General features: G+C 63.6%; 17 protein-coding genes. 8 read left to right on the top strand and 9 right to left on the bottom strand.

The window, feature by feature from the left end; all coding sequences use genetic code 11:
- Window positions 1-43: 43 nt before the first annotated feature.
- Entirely contained in the window at window positions 44-1,279 is a 1,236-nt protein-coding gene (locus IVB07_RS20790; RefSeq protein WP_018454467.1) for an ABC transporter substrate-binding protein, read from the top strand.
- A 117-nt stretch (window positions 1,280-1,396) separates the two neighbouring features.
- Here IVB07_RS20790 and IVB07_RS20785 read toward each other — a convergent pair whose 3' ends face one another.
- The 3 genes from IVB07_RS20785 to IVB07_RS20775 form a co-directional block, all read right to left on the bottom strand.
- Window positions 1,397-1,882: a low affinity iron permease family protein gene (locus IVB07_RS20785; RefSeq protein WP_026232740.1), complete on the bottom strand. Its 486-nt coding sequence runs from the start codon at window positions 1,880-1,882 to the stop codon at window positions 1,397-1,399.
- Window positions 1,883-1,981: 99 nt separating this feature from the next.
- Window positions 1,982-3,340 carry a M23 family metallopeptidase gene (locus IVB07_RS20780; RefSeq protein WP_198957644.1) on the bottom strand — a complete coding sequence of 453 codons (1,359 nt, stop codon included), beginning with the start codon at window positions 3,338-3,340 and terminating at the stop codon, window positions 1,982-1,984.
- Between the two features lie 110 nt (window positions 3,341-3,450).
- A complete protein-coding gene (locus IVB07_RS20775) occupies window positions 3,451-4,143 on the bottom strand; it encodes a peroxiredoxin (RefSeq protein WP_247766640.1) in 693 nt (230 codons plus the stop codon).
- A gap of 204 nt (window positions 4,144-4,347) precedes the next feature.
- Between IVB07_RS20775 and IVB07_RS20770 the strand changes: the two genes are divergently transcribed.
- Window positions 4,348-8,145: a DUF3971 domain-containing protein gene (locus IVB07_RS20770; RefSeq protein ID WP_051112968.1), complete on the top strand. Its 3,798-nt coding sequence runs from the start codon at window positions 4,348-4,350 to the stop codon at window positions 8,143-8,145.
- A gap of 32 nt (window positions 8,146-8,177) precedes the next feature.
- Here IVB07_RS20770 and IVB07_RS20765 read toward each other — a convergent pair whose 3' ends face one another.
- The 4 genes from IVB07_RS20765 to tyrS all read right to left on the bottom strand — a co-directional run bounded on the left by IVB07_RS20765 (window position 8,178) and on the right by tyrS (window position 13,462).
- Window positions 8,178-9,872, bottom strand: a complete 1,695-nt coding sequence (locus IVB07_RS20765) for a methyl-accepting chemotaxis protein (RefSeq protein ID WP_018454462.1) — start codon at window positions 9,870-9,872, stop codon at window positions 8,178-8,180.
- A gap of 383 nt (window positions 9,873-10,255) precedes the next feature.
- On the bottom strand, window positions 10,256-10,660 hold the full coding sequence (locus tag IVB07_RS20760) for a DoxX family protein (RefSeq protein WP_018454461.1): 405 nt from the start codon (window positions 10,658-10,660) through the stop codon (window positions 10,256-10,258).
- A 219-nt stretch (window positions 10,661-10,879) separates the two neighbouring features.
- A complete protein-coding gene (locus tag IVB07_RS20755) occupies window positions 10,880-12,151 on the bottom strand; it encodes an MFS transporter (RefSeq protein WP_085353503.1) in 1,272 nt (423 codons plus the stop codon).
- A 57-nt stretch (window positions 12,152-12,208) separates the two neighbouring features.
- Window positions 12,209-13,462 (bottom strand): tyrosine--tRNA ligase, encoded by a 1,254-nt coding sequence (tyrS, locus tag IVB07_RS20750; protein WP_018454459.1) that lies wholly within the window; start codon window positions 13,460-13,462, stop codon window positions 12,209-12,211.
- A 164-nt stretch (window positions 13,463-13,626) separates the two neighbouring features.
- On the opposite strand from tyrS, the gene IVB07_RS20745 reads away from it, so the two are divergent.
- The 3 genes from IVB07_RS20745 (at window position 13,627) to IVB07_RS20735 (ending at window position 15,840) form a co-directional block, all read left to right on the top strand.
- Window positions 13,627-14,730 (top strand): anhydro-N-acetylmuramic acid kinase, encoded by a 1,104-nt coding sequence (locus IVB07_RS20745; RefSeq protein ID WP_018454458.1) that lies wholly within the window; start codon window positions 13,627-13,629, stop codon window positions 14,728-14,730.
- Between the two features lie 98 nt (window positions 14,731-14,828).
- The gene (locus IVB07_RS20740) at window positions 14,829-15,506 is read left to right on the top strand and encodes a glutathione S-transferase family protein (RefSeq protein ID WP_247766639.1); all 678 of its coding nucleotides are present in this window, start codon (window positions 14,829-14,831) and stop codon (window positions 15,504-15,506) included.
- A gap of 10 nt (window positions 15,507-15,516) precedes the next feature.
- Window positions 15,517-15,840: a multidrug efflux SMR transporter gene (locus IVB07_RS20735; protein WP_039799056.1), complete on the top strand. Its 324-nt coding sequence runs from the start codon at window positions 15,517-15,519 to the stop codon at window positions 15,838-15,840.
- Here IVB07_RS20735 and IVB07_RS20730 read toward each other — a convergent pair.
- Together IVB07_RS20730 and IVB07_RS20725 are read right to left on the bottom strand one after the other, a co-directional pair.
- Entirely contained in the window at window positions 15,837-16,346 is a 510-nt protein-coding gene (locus IVB07_RS20730; RefSeq protein WP_247766638.1) for a DUF1697 domain-containing protein, read from the bottom strand. The two genes, IVB07_RS20735 and IVB07_RS20730, sit on opposite strands and share 4 nt — an antisense overlap.
- 7 nt (window positions 16,347-16,353) lie before the next feature.
- On the bottom strand, window positions 16,354-17,001 hold the full coding sequence (locus IVB07_RS20725; protein WP_007591562.1) for an alpha/beta hydrolase: 648 nt from the start codon (window positions 16,999-17,001) through the stop codon (window positions 16,354-16,356).
- A gap of 344 nt (window positions 17,002-17,345) precedes the next feature.
- Here IVB07_RS20725 and IVB07_RS20720 point away from each other — a divergent pair, with 344 nt between their 5' ends.
- The 3 genes from IVB07_RS20720 (at window position 17,346) to sufC (ending at window position 20,913) form a co-directional block, all read left to right on the top strand.
- Window positions 17,346-18,485, top strand: a complete 1,140-nt coding sequence (locus tag IVB07_RS20720; RefSeq protein WP_018454455.1) for a cysteine desulfurase family protein — start codon at window positions 17,346-17,348, stop codon at window positions 18,483-18,485.
- A 116-nt stretch (window positions 18,486-18,601) separates the two neighbouring features.
- Entirely contained in the window at window positions 18,602-20,098 is a 1,497-nt protein-coding gene (gene sufB / locus IVB07_RS20715; protein WP_007609805.1) for a Fe-S cluster assembly protein SufB, read from the top strand.
- A gap of 62 nt (window positions 20,099-20,160) precedes the next feature.
- Window positions 20,161-20,913, top strand: a complete 753-nt coding sequence (gene sufC / locus IVB07_RS20710; protein WP_007609807.1) for a Fe-S cluster assembly ATPase SufC — start codon at window positions 20,161-20,163, stop codon at window positions 20,911-20,913.
- Window positions 20,914-20,924: the final 11 nt, after the last annotated feature.

Raw genomic sequence — 20,924 nt, 5'->3', positions numbered from 1 at the left:
GACACTCTCGGCAAAACAAGACTACAAAACAGGGGAGAGAACGATGCTGGGTCGTCGCAATAACCTTGCTGCCCTCGCCATTCTTGCTGCCGGCGTGCTCGTCACGACGCCGGCCCTGGCGCAGAAGAAATACGATCCCGGCGCCACCGACACCGAAATCAAGCTCGGCAACATCATGCCCTATAGCGGGCCGGCGTCGTCCTATGGCGTGATCGGCAAGACCGAGGCCGCGTTCTTCAAGATGATCAACGACCAGGGCGGCATCAACGGTCGCAAGATCAATTTCATCAGCTATGACGACGCCTATTCGCCGCCAAAGGCGATCGAGCAGGCGCGCAAGCTGGTCGAGAGCGACGAGGTGTTGCTGATCTTCCAGCCGCTCGGCACGCCTTCGAACTCCGCCATCATGAAATACATGAACGCCAAGAAGGTGCCGCAGCTCTTCGTCGCCTCCGGCGGCACCAAATTCGGCGACCCCAAGAATTTCCCTTGGACCATGGGCTTCCAGCCGAACTACCAGAGCGAGGGGCGGATCTACGCGAAGTATATCCGCGACAACTTCCCCAACAGCAAGATCGCAGTTCTTTGGCAAAACGACGATGCTGGCAAGGACCAGTTCAAGGGCCTGAAGGACGGACTCGGTGACAAGGCCGATATGATCATCGCCGACAAATCCTATGAGGTCAGCGATCCCTCGATCGACTCGCAGATCGTTGCGCTTCACGATTCCGGCGCCGACATCTTCTTCTCATGGGCCGCGCCGAAAGGCTCGGCACAGGCGATCCGGAAGGTCGGCGAGCTCGGCTGGAAGCCAAAATTCTTCCTCGCCAATACGGCTACCTCGATCGCCTCGGTGCTCAAGCCCGCCGGGCTCGACTATGCCAAGGATATCATCTCGACAGCATATTTGAAGGATCCGACCGACCCGACCTGGGACAAGGATCCGGCGGTCGTCGCGTGGCGCACCTTCATGGATAAGTACTATCCCGAAGGGGACAAGACCAACGCCAACAACCTTTATGGCTACGTCCAGGCGGAGGCGATGGCGCAGGTGCTGAGGCAGTGCGGCGACAATCTCACCCGTGACAACGTGATGAAGCAGGCCACCAGCCTGAAGGATTTTCACACCGACCTGATGCTGCCCGGGATCATGGTCAACACTTCGGCCGACGATTATTTTCCGATCGAGCAGATGCAGCTGATGCGCTTCAACGGCCAGGCTTGGGAGTTGTTCGGCGACGTCATCACCGGTGAGGTCGGCCACGAGCGCGGCCAATAGTCAGGGCTGGCTCCGCGGCGGGCCAGTTGCCTGGTGTGATGAAGACGGGGCGAGCCTGCCGAAGCGTTGCGATTGCGAACGAAGCTGCGCACCTCGTCGTTCCCGGCATCCGTCCGCTTATTCGGTGACGAGATCGGCGGCGCGTTTCGCCTTCTTGCCGGTATTCTTGACTGTCTCGTCTCCGACCTTTTCGGCCTTGGCGCGAAGCTCACATTTGGTGCGGATCTCGTCGAGCTCGTCGTCGGTCAAATGCTCAATTCCCACGAAGGAATTTTGCACCGCGCTCACCCGGATCAGTTCGTCGAGCTTCACCTGAATGGCCGCGCTATCGCGATTCTGGGAATTCTGAATCAGGAAGACCATCAGGAATGTCACGATGGTGGTGCCGGTGTTGATCACCAACTGCCATGTGTCGGAGTAATGGAAGATGGGACCGGTGACCGCCCAAACCAGGATGATGCCGGCTGCAATCATGAATGTCAGCGCTCGCCCGGCCGCTTGAGATGTTCGGTTAGCAATATCGCTGAAGAGTTGAGCCGCGTTGTTACGTGGCTGGTCCGCTTTGCCCTTGGCCGGACGAGCTTTCGTATGGATCTGTTGCATCAGAAGATCGCGCCATTGAGGACCTGCGACCTAACGCGAAGGGAACTCCGAAGTTCCGCCATGTAAACCTGGGACGAGACGAGCGCGCTCTCAACGAGCCTAGCCCGCGCTGAGTCGCACGCCGGCGCGCAAGAACTTCTGCGGATCGACCGCTTCGCCGTCGATCCGGGTTTCATAGTGCAGATGCGGCCCGGTGGAACGGCCGGTCGACCCGACGAGACCAACGACCTGGCCGATTCTCACGATCTCGCCGACCCGGACATTGATCTCGGAGAGATGGCCATAGCGCGTCGCAAGGCCATTGCCGTGATCGACCTCGATCATGCGGCCGTAGCCGCCGGACCAGCCGGCCGAGACGACCTTGCCGTTGGCGGTGACGCGAACGGGATCGCCGCTCGCGGCGCGGAAGTCGAGCCCGGTATGCATCGCAGGCCGGCCGAGGAACGGATCGCTGCGCACGCCGAAGCCGGAGGTGAACTCGACCTCGCCGATGACGGGCTTGCGATAGGGCACGAGCGCGAGCGTGCGATTGAGCCGGTCCATCTCGGCTCGGGTGTTGTTGATGCGATAGAGCTGCTTCTCGAACGGCCCCGAACTGGCGGTGATTTTAACAGGCACGAACGGCCCGCCCATCGCGGTGCGCGGCACGGCGGCTTCGAGATTTGCGAGGTTCAGGCCGAGATCGCTGACGACGCCGCGCATCCGGCGCATGCGCGAATCCATGCCTTCCTCGACGGCGTTGAGCGCCGCCATCTGGCGACGCTCGACCTGGTCCAGCGAGGTCGTGAGCCGAACGACGACGTTGTCGAACCCCTGGTTCTTGGCGAATTGATTGACGGGCGGAGCTGCGAGGGTCGGCGCGCGCGATTCGAGCCGCGCTTCGCGATCCGGCGGCGCCACGAAGATCACGGTGTCGCTGATCGGCGAGGGCTTTGGCGTGCCCTGCGTCGTCTGGCTGGCATCGCCACGCTGCGGGGTGGAACGTGGAATCGATCCGGTCACGTCCGGCATGGACCCGAGCGCCGTGGCACGGGACTCCAGCGCCGTCTGGCGCTTCATGATCTGGTCGAGCTTCTGGTCGAACTGCTCCTGGTCGAGCAGCTGCCGGCTGGTGGTGCGGTCGACCTTGGCGCGGAGCTCGGCGATGCGGTCCTCATAGGCGTATTGCATCTCGGCCTGCCGGGCGATCAGCCGGGTGAGGACGTCGTCGCGGAAGGCGAAATAGGTCGCGGTTGCGGCCGACCAGAGCCCGAGCAACACGACAGTGCCGACCACGATCCAGAACACCACAGGTCCCAGGCGAACCTGCTTGCCGTGATGCACGATGGTGTAGGCGTCGTCGGTGTCGGGAAGGGGAAGCGCGGTTGCCACTGCGGCGGCACGGCGATGAAAGGCCCGTCCATGGTCGTGCGGGTGATGTTGGGGGTACTGCGAGAGTTGGGCAGAACTTTTCGACATCGGCACTCCCGCGCCGATCGGATGAGTCCGTGCGGCCTAATTGCCGCGGCAATCTGGGCCGGTCATGGTTAATTTTCCGGAAAGGGAACCCCTTGAATTTAAATGATTGGTTAAAGGCTCCTTGCGGCTTCCAGCACCTCGTCGGCGTGGCCGTCGACCCGGACATTGCGCCAGATCCGGGCGATCTTGCCGTCGGCGCCAAGCAGCATCGTGGTGCGAAGCATTCCCAGGAAGCTCTTGCCATACATGGACTTTTCGCCCCAGGCGCCGTAGGCCTCCAGCATCTCGTGCGTCTCATCCGAGACGAGGGGCACGCCGAGACCGTGCTTGTCCCGGAACTTGTCCTGAGCCTTGACCGGATCGGCGGAAATGCCGAGCGCGGCGGTGCCAGCCTTGGCGAAGGCGCCGGTGAGCCGGGTGAAATCGATGGCCTCCCTGGTGCAGCCTGGCGTGTCGGCGCGGGGATAGAAGAACAGGACCAGCTTCTGGCCGGCATAATCCGACAGCGCGACGACGCCGCCGCCGTCGCGGGGCAGGCGGAAGGCGGGAGCCTTCTGCCCCTCAGCCAAGCCGGCCTTCGCCGCCGTTTCAGGCGCGGATGCCGATTTGGAAGAATTTAACCGTTTCGATGCGGCCTTATGCGATGTTGTCTTTGCTATGGTCCCAGTTGATTTGCTCGCCGGTGTCCGCTGTGTTTTCGCGAGCTTGGTTTGAGTCGCAGCCCGCGCTTTCACGGGCGTCTTTTTAGCCGTCGGAGTGACGGAGGGCGTTTTGGACGATTTCTTTCGGGATTTCTTGGACATACGCCTTCCTTTCGTCGCTTTCGGCGGGTCAACCAAAGCGGTATTGCAGCCCTTTTCCGCTATGCCGGAATCGTGCCCTCGGCGGGGCGAGTCTGACGACGCCGGAGTCTGGTTACAAGGAATTCCACGCACCACCCCACTGCTCGTTGAACGCGCTCCCGGGGCGACATGACGAACAGAAGGAATATTCGAGGTATGGCGGCAATGCCGGCGCGGGAAGCTTCGCTTCCCGTCGACGGCTGCGGCCCCGGCGGCGCTCAATCCCACGACGGGCGCCTGTATCGAGAGGCAATGGCAAGGAATACGTCGCCCCAGGATTACAATCGGGATTTGGATCGGCGCGGCAGCCAACCAGAGCAGCAGCAATGGGACGACGCCGACTGGGATCCGGATCAGGAAGCGGCGGCGGGCCATCGGGCGCGCCGGCTGTTGTCGCGTTCCAATTCGGGCTTCCATCGCTTCGCTGACGGGTTTGGGCCGTTGCGCCGCTGGTTGGGCGGCGGTCGCTGGCTGAAGCGCGTGACCGTGGTCGTCGGTGTCCTGGTCGTCATCTTCGTCGGCTGTTTCGGCGCGCTGTGGTGGCGGCTCGGCGCCGGTCCCATCAATCTCGACATTGCGACGCCGTGGCTCGCGGCCGCGATCGAGGACAATATCGGTCACGGCAACACCGTGGAGGTCGGCGGCACGCAGATCGAGCGGGCCGGGCGGATCCGCATCGCCGTGCGCATCCGTGATATCGTCGTGCGCGACCACGATCACGTCATTGTCGCCACCGCGCCGAAGGCCGAGGTGAAGCTGTCGGGTGCGGGCCTGCTGATGGGGCATCTGCGCGCCGAAAGCCTCAACCTTGTCGATGCCGAGCTCGCAATCCGGATCGCGCCTGACGGCACCGTCACGGTATCGGCCGGCGACACCGCAAAGCCGCTCGCAACCGGCGTCGCCTCCAAAAGGGACGCGGGACTGCCGCCGACTTTCCCGCGCAACGGTGTGCCACCGCCGCCATTCGCCACCGAGCCTGCGACCTCCGACGCACCGCAAGCCGCGCCCCAGGCCACGTCCCCGACTGGCATTCTTCAGGGCCTCGACTGGCTCGACAGTCTGAGCATGACCGGCCTCGACGGCCAGAATCTCAACGAGATCGGCCTGAAGAACGGCAATCTGATCGTCGACGACCAGCAGCGCGGCAGCAAATGGACGTTTGAGAACATCACGCTCAGCCTGCGCCGACCGAGCCGTGGCGGCGTCGCGCTCAGCCTCGGTGAAGAGGGCGCACGTCCGTGGTCGTTGCGTGCCACGATCGGCCCCACCGAGAACGGCGTGCGCTCGGTCGATATCCGCGCCGACAAGGTTTCGACCGCCAACATCCTGCTGGCGCTGCGGGTGAAGGATCTCACCTACACCGCCGACCTGCCGCTGACCGGCGAGCTCAAGGGCGAGCTCGGCCGCGACGGCGTGCCGACCTTCTTTCGCGGCAAGATCACGGTCGGTGCGGGCAACATCATCGACACCGATACGCCCGATTATCCGATGGCGATCGACTCGGCCGAGATCAATGTCGAGTGGGACGCCAATCGGCGGGTGCTGGTTGCTCCGTTCAAGGTCCTCTCGGGCGCGAACCGCCTGACGCTTTTGGCTCATGTCGAGCCGCCCAACGGCACCGTCAATGACTGGCAGCTCGGTTTCAGCGGCGGTTCGATCCTGCTCGGCGGCATCGACAACGAGCCGCCGCTGGTCTTCAACCGCATTGCGATCGGCTTCCGCTTCGATACCGACCACAAGAGGCTGCTGTTGACCCAGGCCGATATCTCCAACGGAGAGATCGGCGTCGCCGGCACCGGTGCCATCGACTATTCGGGCGAGCCGCGGCTGACATTGGGTTTTGCGGGAACGCCGATGTCGGCCTCCGCGCTCAAGCGGATGTGGCCGACGCTTGTCGTTCCCGAGTTGCGCGAATGGGTGATCGAGCGGATCGAGCGTGGAACGCTCCAGCGCATCGAGATCGGCGTTAATTCGCCGACGAAGAATCTTCCGCGCAAGGGCCCACCCATTCCCGACGACGGCTTGTCGGTCAATATCGTGGCGAGCGGTGTCACGGTTCGCCCCGTCGATGGCCTGCCCGTGGTGCACGATGCCGATTTGAAGGCGCGCGTGACCGGCCGCACCGCGACGGTGAATATCGGGCAGGGCATTGCCGATACGCCGGCGGGGCGCAAGGTCACGATTTCCGACTTTGTTTTCGAGGTGCCCGATATGGCGCCCAAGCCGTCGCCGTCGCGGACGAGGTTTCGTGTCGAAGGTCCGGTGCCTGCGGCCGCCGAAATGCTTTCCAACGATCGCTTGAGCGATCTGTCGTCGACCGTCATCGATCCCAATACCAGCAAGGGGACGTTCTCGGCGAACGTCCAGCTTGGGCTGCCGGTCAAGGGCGAGCTGACCAAAGCCGACACCACCTACAGCGTTACGGCCGATCTCAACGGTTTTGGTGCCGACAAGCTGGTGATGAACCAAAAGCTGGAGGCCAACAACCTCAAGATCGTCGCGAGCAACCAGGGCTATCAGGTCAAGGGCGACGTCAAGATCAACGGGCAGGCGGCCTCGCTCGATTACCGCAAGCCGGCCGAGGGCGATGCGGACGTCAAACTGCAGACCACGCTGGACGATGCGAGCCGCGCGCGCCTCGGATTCGATCTGGGTCCCGCCGTCAGCGGATCGGTGCCGATCAAACTGTCGGGCAAGATCGCCGGGGGACCCGACCAGACGACGAAGCTCGGCATCGAGGCCGACCTGACCTCGGTCAAGCTCGACAACATCCTGCCCGGCTGGGTCAAGCTGCCGGGAAGAGCGGGCAAGGCCAGCTTCAAGGTGGTGCCGACGGCGCAATCGACGCGTCTGGAGGACATCGTCATCGAAGGCGGCGGCGCCTCGATCAAGGGGTCGCTCGAGGTCGATGCCAACGGCGAGCTCATGAACGCGAACTTCCCGACCTACGCGCCATCCGACGGCGACAAGGCCTCACTGAAAGTGGAGCGCAGCCAGGACGGCGTGCTCAAGGGTACGATGCGCGGCGACGTATTCGACGGCCGCGGCTTCCTGAAGTCGGCGATCTCAGGCAATTCCAAGGACGATGCCAAGAGCAAGACGAAGAACCTCGATTTCGACATCGACGTGAAGCTCGGCGCCGTCATGGGTTTCAACGGCGAGGCGATGCGCAGCGTCGACGCCAAGATGTCGCGGCGCAATGGTGCGGTCAAAGCCTTCACGCTGAGCGGCAGGATCGGAAAAGACACGCCCGTGGCAGCCGACCTGCGCGGCGGCCGCGCCCAGGGCAACCGCGAGGTCATCTATCTCCAGACCAGCGATGCCGGCAACTTCCTGCGCTTCACAGACACCACCAACAAGGTCTTCGGCGGCCAGATGGTGGTGGCGATGGAGCCGCCGACGTCCGAGCCTACGACACGGGAAGGACTGATCAATGTGCGTGACTTCTCGGTCAAGGGAATGGAGCAACTCGATCGCGTCGCGGCGGGGGCTCCCAACGGCGCCCAGAACGGCGTAGCCTTCACGGCGATGCGCGCGGAGTTCACGCGGCAGAACGGCGCGCTCACGATCCGCGACGGCGTGGTCAAGGGGCCGATGATCGGCGCCACCATCGAGGGCTCAATCGACTTTCCCGGCAACCAGGTTTGTATGAGCGGCACCTTCGTCCCGATGTACGGCGTCAACAACATCTTCGGCCAGATCCCGTTGTTCGGCATCTTCCTCGGCGGCGGCAACAATGAAGGATTGATCGGCGTGACCTACGAGGTCGTCGGCACGCCGGCAGCGCCCGTAATGCGCGTCAACCCGATTTCGGCGATGGCCCCCGGTCTGTTCCGCAAGATCTTCGAATTCAACACCGGCAAACAGAACTCGCCGTTCGAGGAATTCCCGTCGCAGTCGAACGATGGCTCGACCGGATCGACGCGCCAGCTATCGAGCGGCTGCACCCTCGCGCGACGTTAGTGGCGAGGCTACACCTTGGTTTCCGCGCCGCCTTACGCCGCGCGCACGCCCGCCAGGAAAGTCCCGACTTCGCCAGAGAGCTGCTCGGCCTGCTTGGAGAGGTTTGAGGCTGCTGCGAGCACCATGCCTGCGGCATTGCCGGTCTCGTTCGCTGCCGTACTGACGCCCCCGATATTGGTGGTGACTTCCTGGGTTGCCTCGGCCGTCTGGGAGACGCTGCGGGCGATCTCGGCCGTGGCGGCGCCTTGCTCCTCGATCGCGGCGCCGATCGAGGTCGCGATCCGGCTGACCTCCTCGATGGTGGCGGTGATGCCGCCGATGGCGTCCACCGCTTCCTTGGTCGCGCCCTGGATCTGGGCGATCTTGTCGCCGATCTCGCGGGTGGCTTCTGCAGTCTGGCTCGCCAGCGACTTCACCTCCGAAGCGACGACAGCAAAGCCGCGGCCGGCTTCACCGGCGCGTGCGGCCTCGATGGTGGCATTGAGCGCGAGCAGATTGGTCTGCGCCGCGATGCTGGAAATCAGCTCGGCGACGTGCTCGATCTGCTGGGCGCCGTCCGAGAGGGCGCGCACGATGGTGTCGGTGCGGCGGGCGCTGTCCACGGCGCGGCCGGTGACCACGGCGGACTGCGCGACCTGACGGCTGATCTCGGTGATGGAGGAGGAGAGCTCCTCGGCCGCGGCCGCGACCGTCTGGACGCGCTGGCTGGCTTCGGTGGCGGCCGAGCCGACGACGGCGGCGCGGCGGTTGGTGCCTTCCGCGGTCGACGACATCGACTTGGCGGTGACCTCCAGCTCGCCGGAGCCCGAGGCCATCAGGCCGACGAGCTGGCCGACGGAGGCATCGAACCGGTCGGCAAGCGAGATCAGCGCGTCGCGCTTCTCCTGTTCGCTGCGGGTCTTGGTGGCGACCTGCTCCGCCTCCAGCTTGCGGGCCGTCAGCGCGGTCTGCCTGAGCACTTCGAGGGTCTCGGCCATGCGGCCGATCTCGTCGCCGCGACCGGTCTCCTCGACCGCCGTGTCGATGGCGCCTTCGGAAATGGCCTGCATGCGGTTCTTCTGGCGATCGAGCGCGCCGAGCACGTCGCGGGCGATCAGCCAGGACAGTGTCGCCATCAGCAGCATCAAGCCGATGCCAATCGCCCCCAGCTCCAGCGTCAAGGCTCGCACGTCGGCGTCGATGTCGTCGACATAGAGGCCGTAGCTGATCGTCGCGTTCCAGGGCGCGAATTTGCGCGCGAAAACGGTCTTGCGGACGGGCTCCGTCTGGCCGGGGCGGGGGTAGAGATATGAGGTTACGCCGCCCTGAGCAGCCTGGTTGCCGGCCGTTACGATCGCATCTGCGATGAGGACACCGTTGGAGTCCTTGGCGCCCGTGATCTTGCCTTCGAGCTGCTGGTTCGCGCCATTGATCAGGATCGAGGTATCGGCGTTATAGACCACCGGATAGCCTTGGCCGCCATTGAAGCTCATGCGGCGGCCGCGCAGATGGAACTGGATTTTCGCTTCGGCCTGCGTCAGCTTGCCGGCGCCGACCTCCTCTTCGAGTGATTGGGCGAGGTTGTGGAGCATGTCGACCGCGGTCCGCATCTGCTGAACGCGATCCTCCAGCATGCGGCTCTTGCTGAGCACGGACGACACCCCGATGATGGCCGTGACCGTGAGTGCCGAAAGACAGACCATGCTGGCGAGCTTGGTGCGGATCTTGAGGTGACTCAGCAGCTTCATCACGGCCTCGACGGAATGGTTATTGTTGCTCGCGTCGGTAGCATGAAATTCTTACCAATCATGAATGGACGCGTGCGACGGCTGCTGCGCAAGCTGCGTGCGCAGCCGCGTGCGCAAACATGCAGGTCGTCATGCGCTTCTCGGGCGCATGGCGCGTCAACTCGGAGAAAAATCGTGTGGGTCTTTAGTCGCGACCTAATCCGTTGGGAGCGGCAATGAACCGATTCGTTCACCGCCTCATCATGTCGATGCTGCTGGTCGCGGTCCTCGTCCTGGTCTGGAACGTGCTGGGCTCGCGCTGAGATGGCACCCGTGAACATACGGATGCCATCTCTTCATTCGCGAATCAATCGCTGACGCCTCAGCGCCGCGCGAACGCGCCGCTAGTCCTTGCCCATCGCCGCATCGGCGCTGACCGAGCCGCCGCCGGCTGCCGAGAGGTAGAGGCAGGCGAAGCAGAACAGGATCGCCGCGGTGCCACCATTGAGCAGCGGCAGGAACACCGGCGTTTCGCCCTTGAACATGTGCCCCATGAAATAGGCGAAGGCCATCTCACCCGAGAGGATGAATGCCGCGAGGCGGGTAAACAGGCCGATCATCAGCAACGCGCCAAGCACGAGCTCAAGCGTACCGGCTGCGTAGATGATCGGCGGGATGTTTGCGAAGTAGGGAAGCACCGGAAACTTGAACAGCTTGGCGACACCGTACTGGAACAGCAGCAGGCCGGTGATGAAGCGAAACAGGCTCAAGAGAACCGGTTGAAAGCGAACGAGATAGGGAAAGTTCATTGGTTTGTGCCCTCCATCCAATGCTGCGACTAGGACCGCATTCAGTTCCGCCCTGCAAGCCGCCCAAGGGCAATTTGCGCTGACATTTTTGTCATGTCGGACAAAACACCGCAGGAAGGACTTTCAGCCGCGTGCGATCCACATCTTCGTAGCTGTTCGCGTCGTGCCCATCCGTAATTTCCCGGTGACGCGAATGCGCTCAAGTTACCTTCAGGAGACCTACCGCCGCAAGGCGGGCACGACCAGGAACGGGATCATCCCGAGCACCACGCTCGCGAGTGCGAAGGCGAGCAGCGCGTTGTAGCCATGGGTCGCGTCATGGATCAGGCCGCCGCTCCAGGAGCCGAAAGCCGAGCCGAGCCCGCTGCCGATCGAGATGGTGCCGTAGATGGTGCCGACGCGCTTGCCCCCAAAGATCTTCATCGCGGTCGCCGTGATCAGCGGTCCACGTGAGCCCATCATGCTGCCGAAGCAGACCACGAATCCGGTGAGCAGGAGGAAATTGGCGGAGTATTGCAACAGCCACAGCAGGAAGATGCCGAGGATCGAGATCGCGTAGCTGAGCAGCACCGACGGCCGGCGACCGATCAGGCCGTCGAGCGCGGACACGCCTAGCATGCCAAACACCAGCACGATGCCGGAGAAGCCCCAGGCCGTGGCGGCCTGCAGCGGTGGAAAGCCGGCATCGATCAAATAGGCCACGATCTGGGCGGCGATCGCATACATGCCGACCGCGGTGAAGAAGAATGTCGAGAACAGCGCCCAGAAGGCGTGATGGCGCATCGCGCTCGGAAGGGTCCAGCCGTGATCGACGAAATCCGGATCGGTCTTCTTCGCGATCTGCGGCGAGCCCGAGGCGAACAGCCGCCATGGCAGCAGCATGAGCGGCACCAGCAGGCCGAGCGCGGCGAAGCCGAACAGCTGGTAGGTTTCGCGCCACCCCAGATGATCGATCAAAAGCTGCGAGGCCGGCAGCAGCGCCAGCACGCCGCCACCCATGGCCGAGTAGACCACCGCCATCGCGGTCGGGAGTTTTGGGCCGAACCAGCGGCCCAGCAGGATCGAGTTCGGCACATTGCCGATGAAGGCGACGCCAATGCCGACGCAGAGTCCGATCGAGAGCTGGAACTGCCAGAGTGACTGCGCGTGGCTTGCGATCAGGAAGGCCGAGCCGAGCAGCAAAAGGCCCAGTGCATAGACGATGCGCGGTCCGGAATGATCGAACAGGCGCCCGACCAACGGCGCCGTCAGTCCGCTGACGAGCCACGTCAGCGAATAGATCGAGACCACTTGGGCGCGATCCCAGCCAAAGTTTTCCGAGATCGGCTTCAGGAAGACGGTGAAGCTTTCGCTGAGGCCGCGGCCGAGCACGGCGAGTGTGAAGCAGAGCGCGAGCACCACCAGCGCGGTGCGCACGACGCCCTGCGGCGTCGCCGTGACGCGTTCCCTGGTCGCTTGCTTGGACTGTTCCTCTAGCGTGTTCTGGTCCATTGCCGATCAGGGAGCGCGCTTCAGCGCGCCCTGACAAGCAGCGAAAAGCTCATACGCCTATGCAGGCCTCAGGAGGATGTGCTTCTTCTTGCCGAACGACAGCTTGACCACGCCTTCCGGCGTCAGGTCGGCCGCCGACAACGCCATCTTCTCGTCGGTGACGGGCTCGTCATTGACGCGCAGGCCGCCGCCCTTGATCTGGCGCCGTGCTTCGCCGTTGGAGGCAACGAGGCCCGCCTTGACGAAGGCGTTGAGCACGCCGAGGCCGGCGTCGAACTCGCCGCGCGGAATTTCCACGGTCGGCAGGCTCTCGGCCAGCGCGCCTTCCTCGAAGGTGCGGCGCGCGGTCTCGGCCGCCTCGTTCGCTGCGTCGCGGCCATGCAGGAGCGCGGTCGCCTCGGTGGCGAGCACCTTCTTGGCCTCGTTGATCTCGGAGCCTCCGAGCGCCTCGAGCTTCCTGATCTCGGTCATTGGCAGCGTCGTGAACAGCTTGAGGAACTTGCCGACGTCGGCGTCTTCGGTGTTGCGCCAGTACTGCCAGAAATCATACGGCGAGAACTGGTCGGCGTTGAGCCAGACCGCGCCCTGAGCGGTCTTGCCCATCTTGGCCCCCGACGCCGTCGTCAGCAGCGGCGTCGTCAGGGCGAACAGCTGATGCGTGCCCATGCGGCGGCCGAGATCGACGCCCATGATGATGTTGCCCCACTGGTCGGAGCCGCCCATCTGCAAGTTGCAGCCGGTCCGCCTGGCGAGCTCGACGAAGTCGTAGGCCTGGCAGATCATGTAGTTGAACTCGATGAAGCTCATCTCCTGCTCGCGCTCGAGGCGCAGGCGCACGGAGTCCATCGTCAGCATGCGGTTGACCGAGAAATGCCGCCCGACGTCGCGCAGCATCTCGATGTAGTTGAGCTTTGTCAGCCACTCGGCATTGTCGAGCATGATGGCGTCGCTCTTGCCCCCGCCATAGCGCAGCACCTTTGCGAACACGCCGCGGATCGATTCCTTGTTGGCCTCGATCTCGGCGACGGTGCGGATCGCGCGCGTCTCGTCCTTTCCGGAGGGATCGCCGACCATGGTTGTGCCGCCGCCCATCAGCGTGATCGGCTTGTTGCCGGACTGCTGCAGCCAGTGCAGCATCATCATGGTCAGGTAGTTGCCGATGTGCAGCGAGCGGGCGGTGCAATCGTAACCGACATAAGCCGTCGCCTCGCCCTTGGCGGCGAGGGCGTCCAGCCCCTCGAAATCGGAGCATTGGTGGATGAATCCACGTTCCTGCAGCGTATTGAGGAAATCCGATTTGAATGCAGTCATTTGTCGGCGCGCCTGACAATTCTTGGTTTACTGTTTTGGGAGCAATTTAAGGGTCATCCGTGGGAACTCGGTTGCTGCCCGCTACTTTGGCCTGTGGCATTATAAGATGTGTCCCTCTGGCACAAGATCGGCATGCCGGAAGGGTCTCTTGAGGACGCTGATCCATGATGTTGACGGCACTCGGTTTGATGAGCGGCACCTCGCTGGACGGGGTGGATGTCGCGCTGATCGAAACCGACGGAAAGCAGGTGAAGGCATTCGGGCCGTCCGGCTACCGGCCGTATAGCCCGGCGGAGCGCAACCTGCTGCGTCAGGCGCTGAGCGAGGCCGTGCACCTGGCGCAACGCGATGCTAGGCCGGGAGTTCTGGCCGAGGCCGAACGCGCAGTGACGCTCGCGCATGCCGAGGCGGTGGCCGCCTTCGTCGCCCAGAACCGGATGAAGCCGGAAGACATCGACATCGTCGGCTTCCACGGCCAGACCGTGCTGCACCGCCCCGAGAAGCGGCTGACGGTGCAGATCGGCGACGCGCCGGCGCTGGCCAGGGCGATCCATATCCCCGTGATGCATGATTTTCGCGCCGCCGACGTCGAGGCCGGCGGGCAGGGCGCGCCATTTGTGCCGGTTTATCACCGCGCGCTCGCCCATTCGCTGGAGCGCGAAGGGCCGATCATCGTGGTCAATATCGGCGGCGTCTCCAACATCACCTATATCGACGGCAACGACACGCTGATTGCCTGCGACACCGGACCCGGCAACGCGCTGCTCGACGATTTCATGTACCGCACCATGAACCAGGCGTTCGACGCGGACGGAAAGCTCGCAGCCCTCGGCAAGGCGGACGAAGCCTGGATCGCGCGGGCGCTGGAGCTGCCGTTCTTCGTAAGCCCGCCGCCGAAATCGCTCGACCGCAACGATTTTGCCGCACTAAAGCTCGGCGATGTCCTGCCGGCCGACGGCGCCGCGACCCTGACCGCCTTCACCGCGGCGGCCATCGCCCGCATCATCCCGCTGCTGCCACGCAGGCCGCGGAGCTGGATCGTCTGCGGCGGCGGCGCCCGCAACCGGACCATGCTCCAGATGCTGCGGGAGCGCGTTGGGTCCGCCACTGTCGAGGCCGCGGAGGCAGTCGGCTGGGCCTCCGACGCCATCGAGGCGCAGGCCTTCGGCTTCCTCGCCGCGCGCGGCCTGAAGGGCCTGCCGCTGTCGTATCCCGGGACCACGGGCGTGCCGATGCCGATGACGGGCGGGGTGATCGCGCGGCCTTGAGATGATAGGCGGGATGATGCAGATGCATTGATCTTGACAGGTAGATGCACATGCATCTATCTTTGATGCAGTTGCATCTAACCGTCGGGATTCTCGCCATGACCGCTTCACTGAAACTGATCAGCCACAAGCTTTGCCCCTATGTGCAGCGCGCGGTGATCGCGCTCAACGAGAAGGGCGTGCCGTTCGAGCGGGTCGACATCGATCTCGCCAATAAGCCCGACTGGTTTCTCAAACTGTCGCCGCTCGGCAAGGTGCCGGTGCTGGTCGTGACGAGCGAGAAGGGCGAGGTCGCGCTGTTCGAGAGCAACGTGATCTGCGAGTACATCGAGGAGACGCAAGGCGGCGTGAGACTGCATCCGGCGGATGCCTTGGAGCGTGCCGAGCACCGGGCGTGGATGGAGTTCGGTTCAGCAGTGCTCGCCGATCTCTGGGGCCTAGAGACCACGACCGATGCGGCGACGTTCGAGAGCAAGCGCCAGGCGCTGATGGTGAAGTTCGCCCGGGTCGAAGCGGCGCTCGGTGCCGGTCCTTATTTTGCTGGCGAAGCGTTCAGTCTCGTCGACGCCGTATTCGCCCCCGTCTTCCGCTACTTCGATCTGTTCGACGAGCTGACCAACCACGGCATTTTCCGCGATGTGCCGAAGGTCCGCGCATGGCGCGCCGAACTGGCGAAGCGTCCGAGCGTCCGTACTGCGGTGGGCGCGGACTATCCGCAATTGCTGCGCGCCTTCCTCGTGCGCCACGACGCGCATCTGCTCAAGCTTGCGGCCTGAGCCCACGCCGATGTCGCAATCCATGGCCTGGCTGATGCTGGTGATCGCAGGCGCACTCGATGTTGGCTGGGCGATCTCGATGAAATATGCGGAAGGCTACACGCGCGCTGGCTGGAGCGTCGTTTCGCTCGTGCTGCTCGTAGCCTTCGTTGTCCTGCTCGGGCGTGCTTTGAAGGTGCTCGAGGTCGGCGTCGCCTATTCGGTCTGGACCGGCATCGGCGCCGCCGGCACCGTCGTCATGGGTGTGGTGCTGTTCGGCGAGGCGCTGAGCGCGATGAAGATCGCGGGGATCCTGCTGGTGCTGACGGGGATCGCGGCGCTCAAGCTGGCCTAGAGCTCTGCGGCCATTTTCGCGAGCGTCGCGATCGTTTTCATGTTGCGCGCGGTGCCGGTTGGCGGCGGGATGACCAGCTTCGACGTGCCCATGCCGTCGCCGTAATGCACGTAGATCTCGCGGCGGCCGAGGCGGATCTCCTCCTTGTTCTGGCCGCGAATGCCGGCGAGCGCATCCGCCGGCGGCGCCTTGTCGAGGAAGATCGCGACGGTACGGTTGGGGGCGGCCTTTGGAAACGGATTATCGGCCAAGACCTGCGCCATCTCGGTGGCGCTGCGCACGAGCACGCCGACCGGCGCGCCGGCATAGGCGTGCAATCGCTTTTCGAGTGCGGTCTTGATCGCAGATTGCGACTTGCGGCTTGTGAAGACGACGTTGCCGCTTGCAATATAGGTGCGCACGGCGGCGTAGCCGAGCTCCTCGCACATGGCCTTGAGTTCGCTCATCGGCAATTTGCCGGTGCCGCCGACATTCACGGCACGCAGCAATGCGATGAACGCACCCACGGAAAGCTCAGCGCACGTTGGCGAGGCGCATGTCGAGATAGGCGGTGATGGTTTCCATCAGCGGCTCGAGCTTGGCGTCGAAGAAGTGGTTGGCGCCCGGGATGACCTGCTGGTCGATCACGATGCCCTTCTGGGTCTTCAGCTTCTCGACCAGCGTGTTGACGTCCTTGGGCGGCACCACCGCGTCCTTCTCGCCATGCACGATCAGCCCCGAGGACGGGCAGGGTGCGAGGAACGAGAAGTCGTAGAGGTTGGCGGGCGGCGCGATCGAGATGAAGCCCTCGACCTCGGGGCGGCGCATCAGCAGCTGCATGCCGATCCAGGCGCCGAAGGAGAAGCCGGCAACCCAGCAGGCGCGCGCTTCGGGATTGATGGTCTGCGCCCAGTCGAGCGCCGCGGCCGCGTCCGACAATTCGCCGGTGCCGTGGTCGAACGAGCCCTGGCTGCGGCCGACGCCACGGAAATTGAAACGCAGCACCGAGAAGCCGCGATGCGCGAACGCATAGTAGCACTGGTAGATGATCTGATGATTCATCGTGCCGTGGAACTGCGGATGCGGATGCAGGACCATCGCGATTGGCGCGTTCTTCTGCTTGGCCGGATGGTAGCGGCCTTCGAGGCGGCCGGCGGGGCCGGTGAAAATAACTTCAGGCATGATGATCTCTTGATTGATCCCTTGAAGACGCTCTTCAACAATCAACCGATTGTGCGGATTTCATCGGCTGCTGGGCCGATCAAGCCGCGAATGGAAGGGTGGAGCGGCGCCCTCGGATGATGCGCGAGCGGCGCGCGGCGAACTGACGCGCGCGTTCTAACATGAGGCGAGGGTCAAAAAGCAAGCATCTTGAACATCCCGCAATCGGCTCAAGACGTTAGCGTGTCATGGCCGTCATCGCGCGAAGGCGATTGGGAATCGAGATTGCCAAGCGCTGCCCGGGGGCCCATGTCGGGTACCAGTGCGGGCGAAGCAGCCTGGTCCGAATGGTAACATAATACGTCATGCCGAGCCGTGTTTATCTCGACTGGAACGCGACCACGCCGCTTCGCTCCGAGGCGCGAGGCGCAATGCTCGCAGCCTACGAGCTGATCGGCAATCCGTCCTCTGTTCACGCCGAGGGGCGCGAGGCGCGACGGCTTGTCGAGGGGGCGCGGGCCATCCTTGCGACCGCAGTAGGCGCGCTGCCGCGGAACGTCGTCTTCACCTCCACGGGAACCGAAGCCAACGCGCTGGCGCTTTCACCGGGGCTTCGGGGGCAGTCTGGGGGGCCTGTCGAGCGGCTTCTGGTCTCGGCCGTCGAGCATGCTTCGGTACTGGCAGGCGGCCGGTTCCCGGCAGATGAGATCGGTCAGATCAGGGTCACACGCTCCGGCGTGATCGACCTCGATCATTTGAAGGCGCTGCTCAGAGAGGGCCCGCCGGCGCTGGTCTCTATCATGGCGGCCAACAACGAGACGGGCGCGCTGCAGCCTATCGCCGAGGCCGCGGGAATCGTTCACGGGGCCGGCGGCCTCCTGCACGTCGACGCAATCCAGGCGCTTGGGAAAATCCCCTTCGATATCAAGGTGATCGGTGCGGACCTTGCGACCTTTTCTGCGCACAAGATCGGCGGCCCCAAGGGGGTCGGCGCGCTGGTCGTGGCCGAGGGCGTGGCCGGACTTGAGCCGGTGCTGCGGGGCGGCGGGCAGGAGCTGAACCGGCGTGCCGGAACCGAGAATGTCGCCGGCATTGCCGGCTTCGGGGCATCCGTGCGGGCTGCCCTTCAGGCTTTGCCGGAGGATGCGGAACGGATGGCAACCCTCAGAGATCGCTTGGAAAATGGCATTCGCTCCATGGCCGGCGCAACGGTCTTCTCAGATGACGCCAGGCGGTTGCCAAATACCGTTCTTTTCACGGCTCCCGGCTTGAAAGCCGAGACCGCGGTGATCGGTTTCGACCTCGAAGGTGTCGCGGTGTCCTCGGGCTCTGCCTGTTCCTCGGGCAAGGTACAGCCGTCCCACGTGCTGTCGGCGATGGGGTATGATCCCACCGTCGCCCAAGGAGCGGTGCGTCTCAGTCTGGGCTGGTCCACGGAGCCGGATGACATCAACAGGGCGTTAGAGGCTTGGCGAAAGCTCGGTAATACCCTACTTAAGGGATAAGCGATGAAACACGGCTTGAACGGTTCTAAGCGCGTGCGTCCCGCCAAGAAACATCGTAATAGTCGTCCGAATTTGATGATCCACCGCGGTCCTTGAAACCGCGAGCGGAGGATAGAATGCCAGCCGTGCAAGAGACGGTCGAGCGCGTGAAGCGCATCGACGTCGATCAGTATCGTTATGGGTTTGAGACCCTGATCGAGTCCGACAAGGCCCCAAAGGGGCTGTCGGAAGAAACCGTCAAGTTCATCTCCGAGAAGAAGAACGAACCCGCCTGGATGCTCCAGTGGCGGCTCGAGGCCTATCGGCGCTGGCTGACCATGACCGAGCCGACCTGGGCCCGCGTCGACTATCCCAAGATCGACTTTCAGGACCTCTATTATTATTCGGCTCCCAAGCCGAAGAAGACGATCACCTCGCTCGACGAGATCGATCCCGAGATTCTGAAGACCTACGAGAAGCTCGGCATTCCCTTGCGGGAAGTCGCCATGCTCGAAGGCGTCGAGCCGAAGCCCGGCGAGGAAGACCCCAACAGGCGCAAGATCGCGGTCGACGCGGTGTTCGATTCGGTCTCGGTTGCGACCACCTTCAAGGCCGAGCTGAAGAAGGCCGGCGTGATCTTCATGCCGATCTCGGAGGCGATCCGCGAGCATCCCGAGCTGGTGCAGAAATATCTGGGATCCGTGGTGCCGACGTCGGACAATTTCTACGCAACGCTGAACTCGGCGGTGTTCTCGGACGGCTCGTTCGTTTACGTGCCGCCGGGCGTGCGCTGCCCGATGGAACTGTCCACCTACTTCCGCATCAACGAGCGCAACACTGGCCAGTTCGAGCGCACGCTGATCATTGCCGACAAGGGCTCCTACGTCTCTTATCTCGAGGGCTGCACCGCGCCGCAGCGCGACGAGAACCAGCTGCACGCGGCCGTGGTCGAACTCGTCACGCACGACGACGCCGAGATCAAATATTCGACGGTGCAGAACTGGTATCCCGGCAATTCGGAAGGCAAAGGCGGCATCTACAATTTCGTCACCAAGCGTGGTGACTGCCGCGGCAACAATTCCAAGATCTCCTGGACCCAGGTCGAGACAGGTTCGGCGATCACCTGGAAGTATCCGAGCTGCATCCTGCGGGGCGACAATTCGCGTGGTGAATTCTATTCGATCGCGATCTCGAATGGCTATCAGCAGGTCGACAGCGGCACCAAGATGATCCATCTCGGCAAGAACACGTCGAGCCGTATCATCTCCAAGGGCATCGCCGCCGGCAGATCGCAGAACACCTATCGCGGCCTCGTGACGGCGCATCGCAAGGCGACCGGCGCGCGCAACTTCACCGCCTGCGATTCGCTGTTGATCGGCGACAAATGCGGCGCGCACACCGTGCCCTACATCGAAGCCAAGAACTCGTCGGCGACGTTCGAGCACGAGGCCACCACGTCCAAGATCTCCGAGGACGTGCTGTTCTACTGCATCCAGCGCGGCCTCACGCAGGAGGAGGCGGTCGGCCTCGTCGTCAACGGCTTCGTCAAGGACGTGCTGCAGCAACTGCCGATGGAATTCGCGGTGGAAGCGCAGAAGCTGATCTCGATCTCGCTTGAAGGATCGGTCGGCTAGCGCCGGCCCTCGCGGCGCGCGTCGCGCGCCCTATGCATCATTTGAATAAACTGGACACCAAGATGGCTTTGCTTGAAGTGAAAGACCTCAAGGTTCGTGTCGAGGAGCGTGAGATCCTCCATGGGTTGACGCTGACCGTGAACGAGGGCGAGATCCACGCGATCATGGGGCCGAACGGCTCCGGCAAATCGACGCTGTCCCACGTCATCGCCGGCAAGCCTGGTTACGAGGTCACCGACGGCGAGATCCTGTTCAAGGGCGAAGACCTGCTCGCGATGGCGCCCAACGAACGGGCCGCCAAGGGCGTGTTCCTGGCGTTCCAGTATCCGGTCGAGATCCCCGGCGTCTCCACCATGAATTTCCTGCGCACCGCGCTGAACGCGCAGCGCAAGGCGCGCGGCGAGGGCGAATATTCGACGCCCGACTTTTTGAAGAAAGTCCGCGAAGTCTCGAAGTCGCTGAACATCCCGCAGGACATGCTCAAGCGCGGTGTCAATGTCGGCTTCTCCGGCGGCGAGAAGAAGCGCAATGAGGTGCTGCAGATGGCGCTGTTCGAGCCGAGCCTGTGCATCCTCGACGAGATGGATTCCGGCCTCGACATCGACGCGCTGCGCATTGCAGCCGACGGCGTCAACGCGCTGCATTCGCCCAAGCGCGCGATGGTCGTCATCACCCATTATCAGCGGCTGCTGAACTATATCGTGCCTGACGTCGTGCACGTGATGTCAAAAGGCCGTGTCGTGAAGAGCGGTGGCAAGGAACTGGCGCTGGAGCTGGAAGCGTCCGGCTACGCCCAGTTCGAGGACGCCGCGTAAGGAATTTTGAG

Origin of the sequence: Bradyrhizobium sp. 172, from assembly GCF_023101065.1 — a bacterium.
Lineage (GTDB): Bacteria > Pseudomonadota > Alphaproteobacteria > Rhizobiales > Xanthobacteraceae > Bradyrhizobium > Bradyrhizobium canariense_D.
Note: the sequence above shows the minus strand (reverse complement) of the source record. Positions and strands in the feature narration are given on the sequence as shown.

Bases quoted from the DNA above. Each gene is read 5' to 3' on its own strand.
- IVB07_RS20790 (WP_018454467.1), top strand. From the start codon at position 44: ATGCTGGGTCGTCGCAATAACCTTGCTGCCCTCGCCATTCTTGCTGCC.
- IVB07_RS20785 (WP_026232740.1), bottom strand. From the start codon at position 1,882: ATGCAACAGATCCATACGAAAGCTCGTCCGGCCAAGGGCAAAGCGGAC.
- IVB07_RS20780 (WP_198957644.1), bottom strand. From the start codon at position 3,340: ATGTCGAAAAGTTCTGCCCAACTCTCGCAGTACCCCCAACATCACCCG.
- IVB07_RS20775 (WP_247766640.1), bottom strand. From the start codon at position 4,143: ATGTCCAAGAAATCCCGAAAGAAATCGTCCAAAACGCCCTCCGTCACT.
- IVB07_RS20770 (WP_051112968.1), top strand. From the start codon at position 4,348: ATGCCGGCGCGGGAAGCTTCGCTTCCCGTCGACGGCTGCGGCCCCGGC.
- IVB07_RS20765 (WP_018454462.1), bottom strand. From the start codon at position 9,872: ATGAAGCTGCTGAGTCACCTCAAGATCCGCACCAAGCTCGCCAGCATG.
- IVB07_RS20760 (WP_018454461.1), bottom strand. From the start codon at position 10,660: ATGAACTTTCCCTATCTCGTTCGCTTTCAACCGGTTCTCTTGAGCCTG.
- IVB07_RS20755 (WP_085353503.1), bottom strand. From the start codon at position 12,151: ATGGACCAGAACACGCTAGAGGAACAGTCCAAGCAAGCGACCAGGGAA.
- tyrS (WP_018454459.1), bottom strand. From the start codon at position 13,462: ATGACTGCATTCAAATCGGATTTCCTCAATACGCTGCAGGAACGTGGA.
- IVB07_RS20745 (WP_018454458.1), top strand. From the start codon at position 13,627: ATGATGTTGACGGCACTCGGTTTGATGAGCGGCACCTCGCTGGACGGG.
- IVB07_RS20740 (WP_247766639.1), top strand. From the start codon at position 14,829: ATGACCGCTTCACTGAAACTGATCAGCCACAAGCTTTGCCCCTATGTG.
- IVB07_RS20735 (WP_039799056.1), top strand. From the start codon at position 15,517: ATGTCGCAATCCATGGCCTGGCTGATGCTGGTGATCGCAGGCGCACTC.
- IVB07_RS20725 (WP_007591562.1), bottom strand. From the start codon at position 17,001: ATGCCTGAAGTTATTTTCACCGGCCCCGCCGGCCGCCTCGAAGGCCGC.
- IVB07_RS20720 (WP_018454455.1), top strand. From the start codon at position 17,346: ATGCCGAGCCGTGTTTATCTCGACTGGAACGCGACCACGCCGCTTCGC.
- sufB (WP_007609805.1), top strand. From the start codon at position 18,602: ATGCCAGCCGTGCAAGAGACGGTCGAGCGCGTGAAGCGCATCGACGTC.
- sufC (WP_007609807.1), top strand. From the start codon at position 20,161: ATGGCTTTGCTTGAAGTGAAAGACCTCAAGGTTCGTGTCGAGGAGCGT.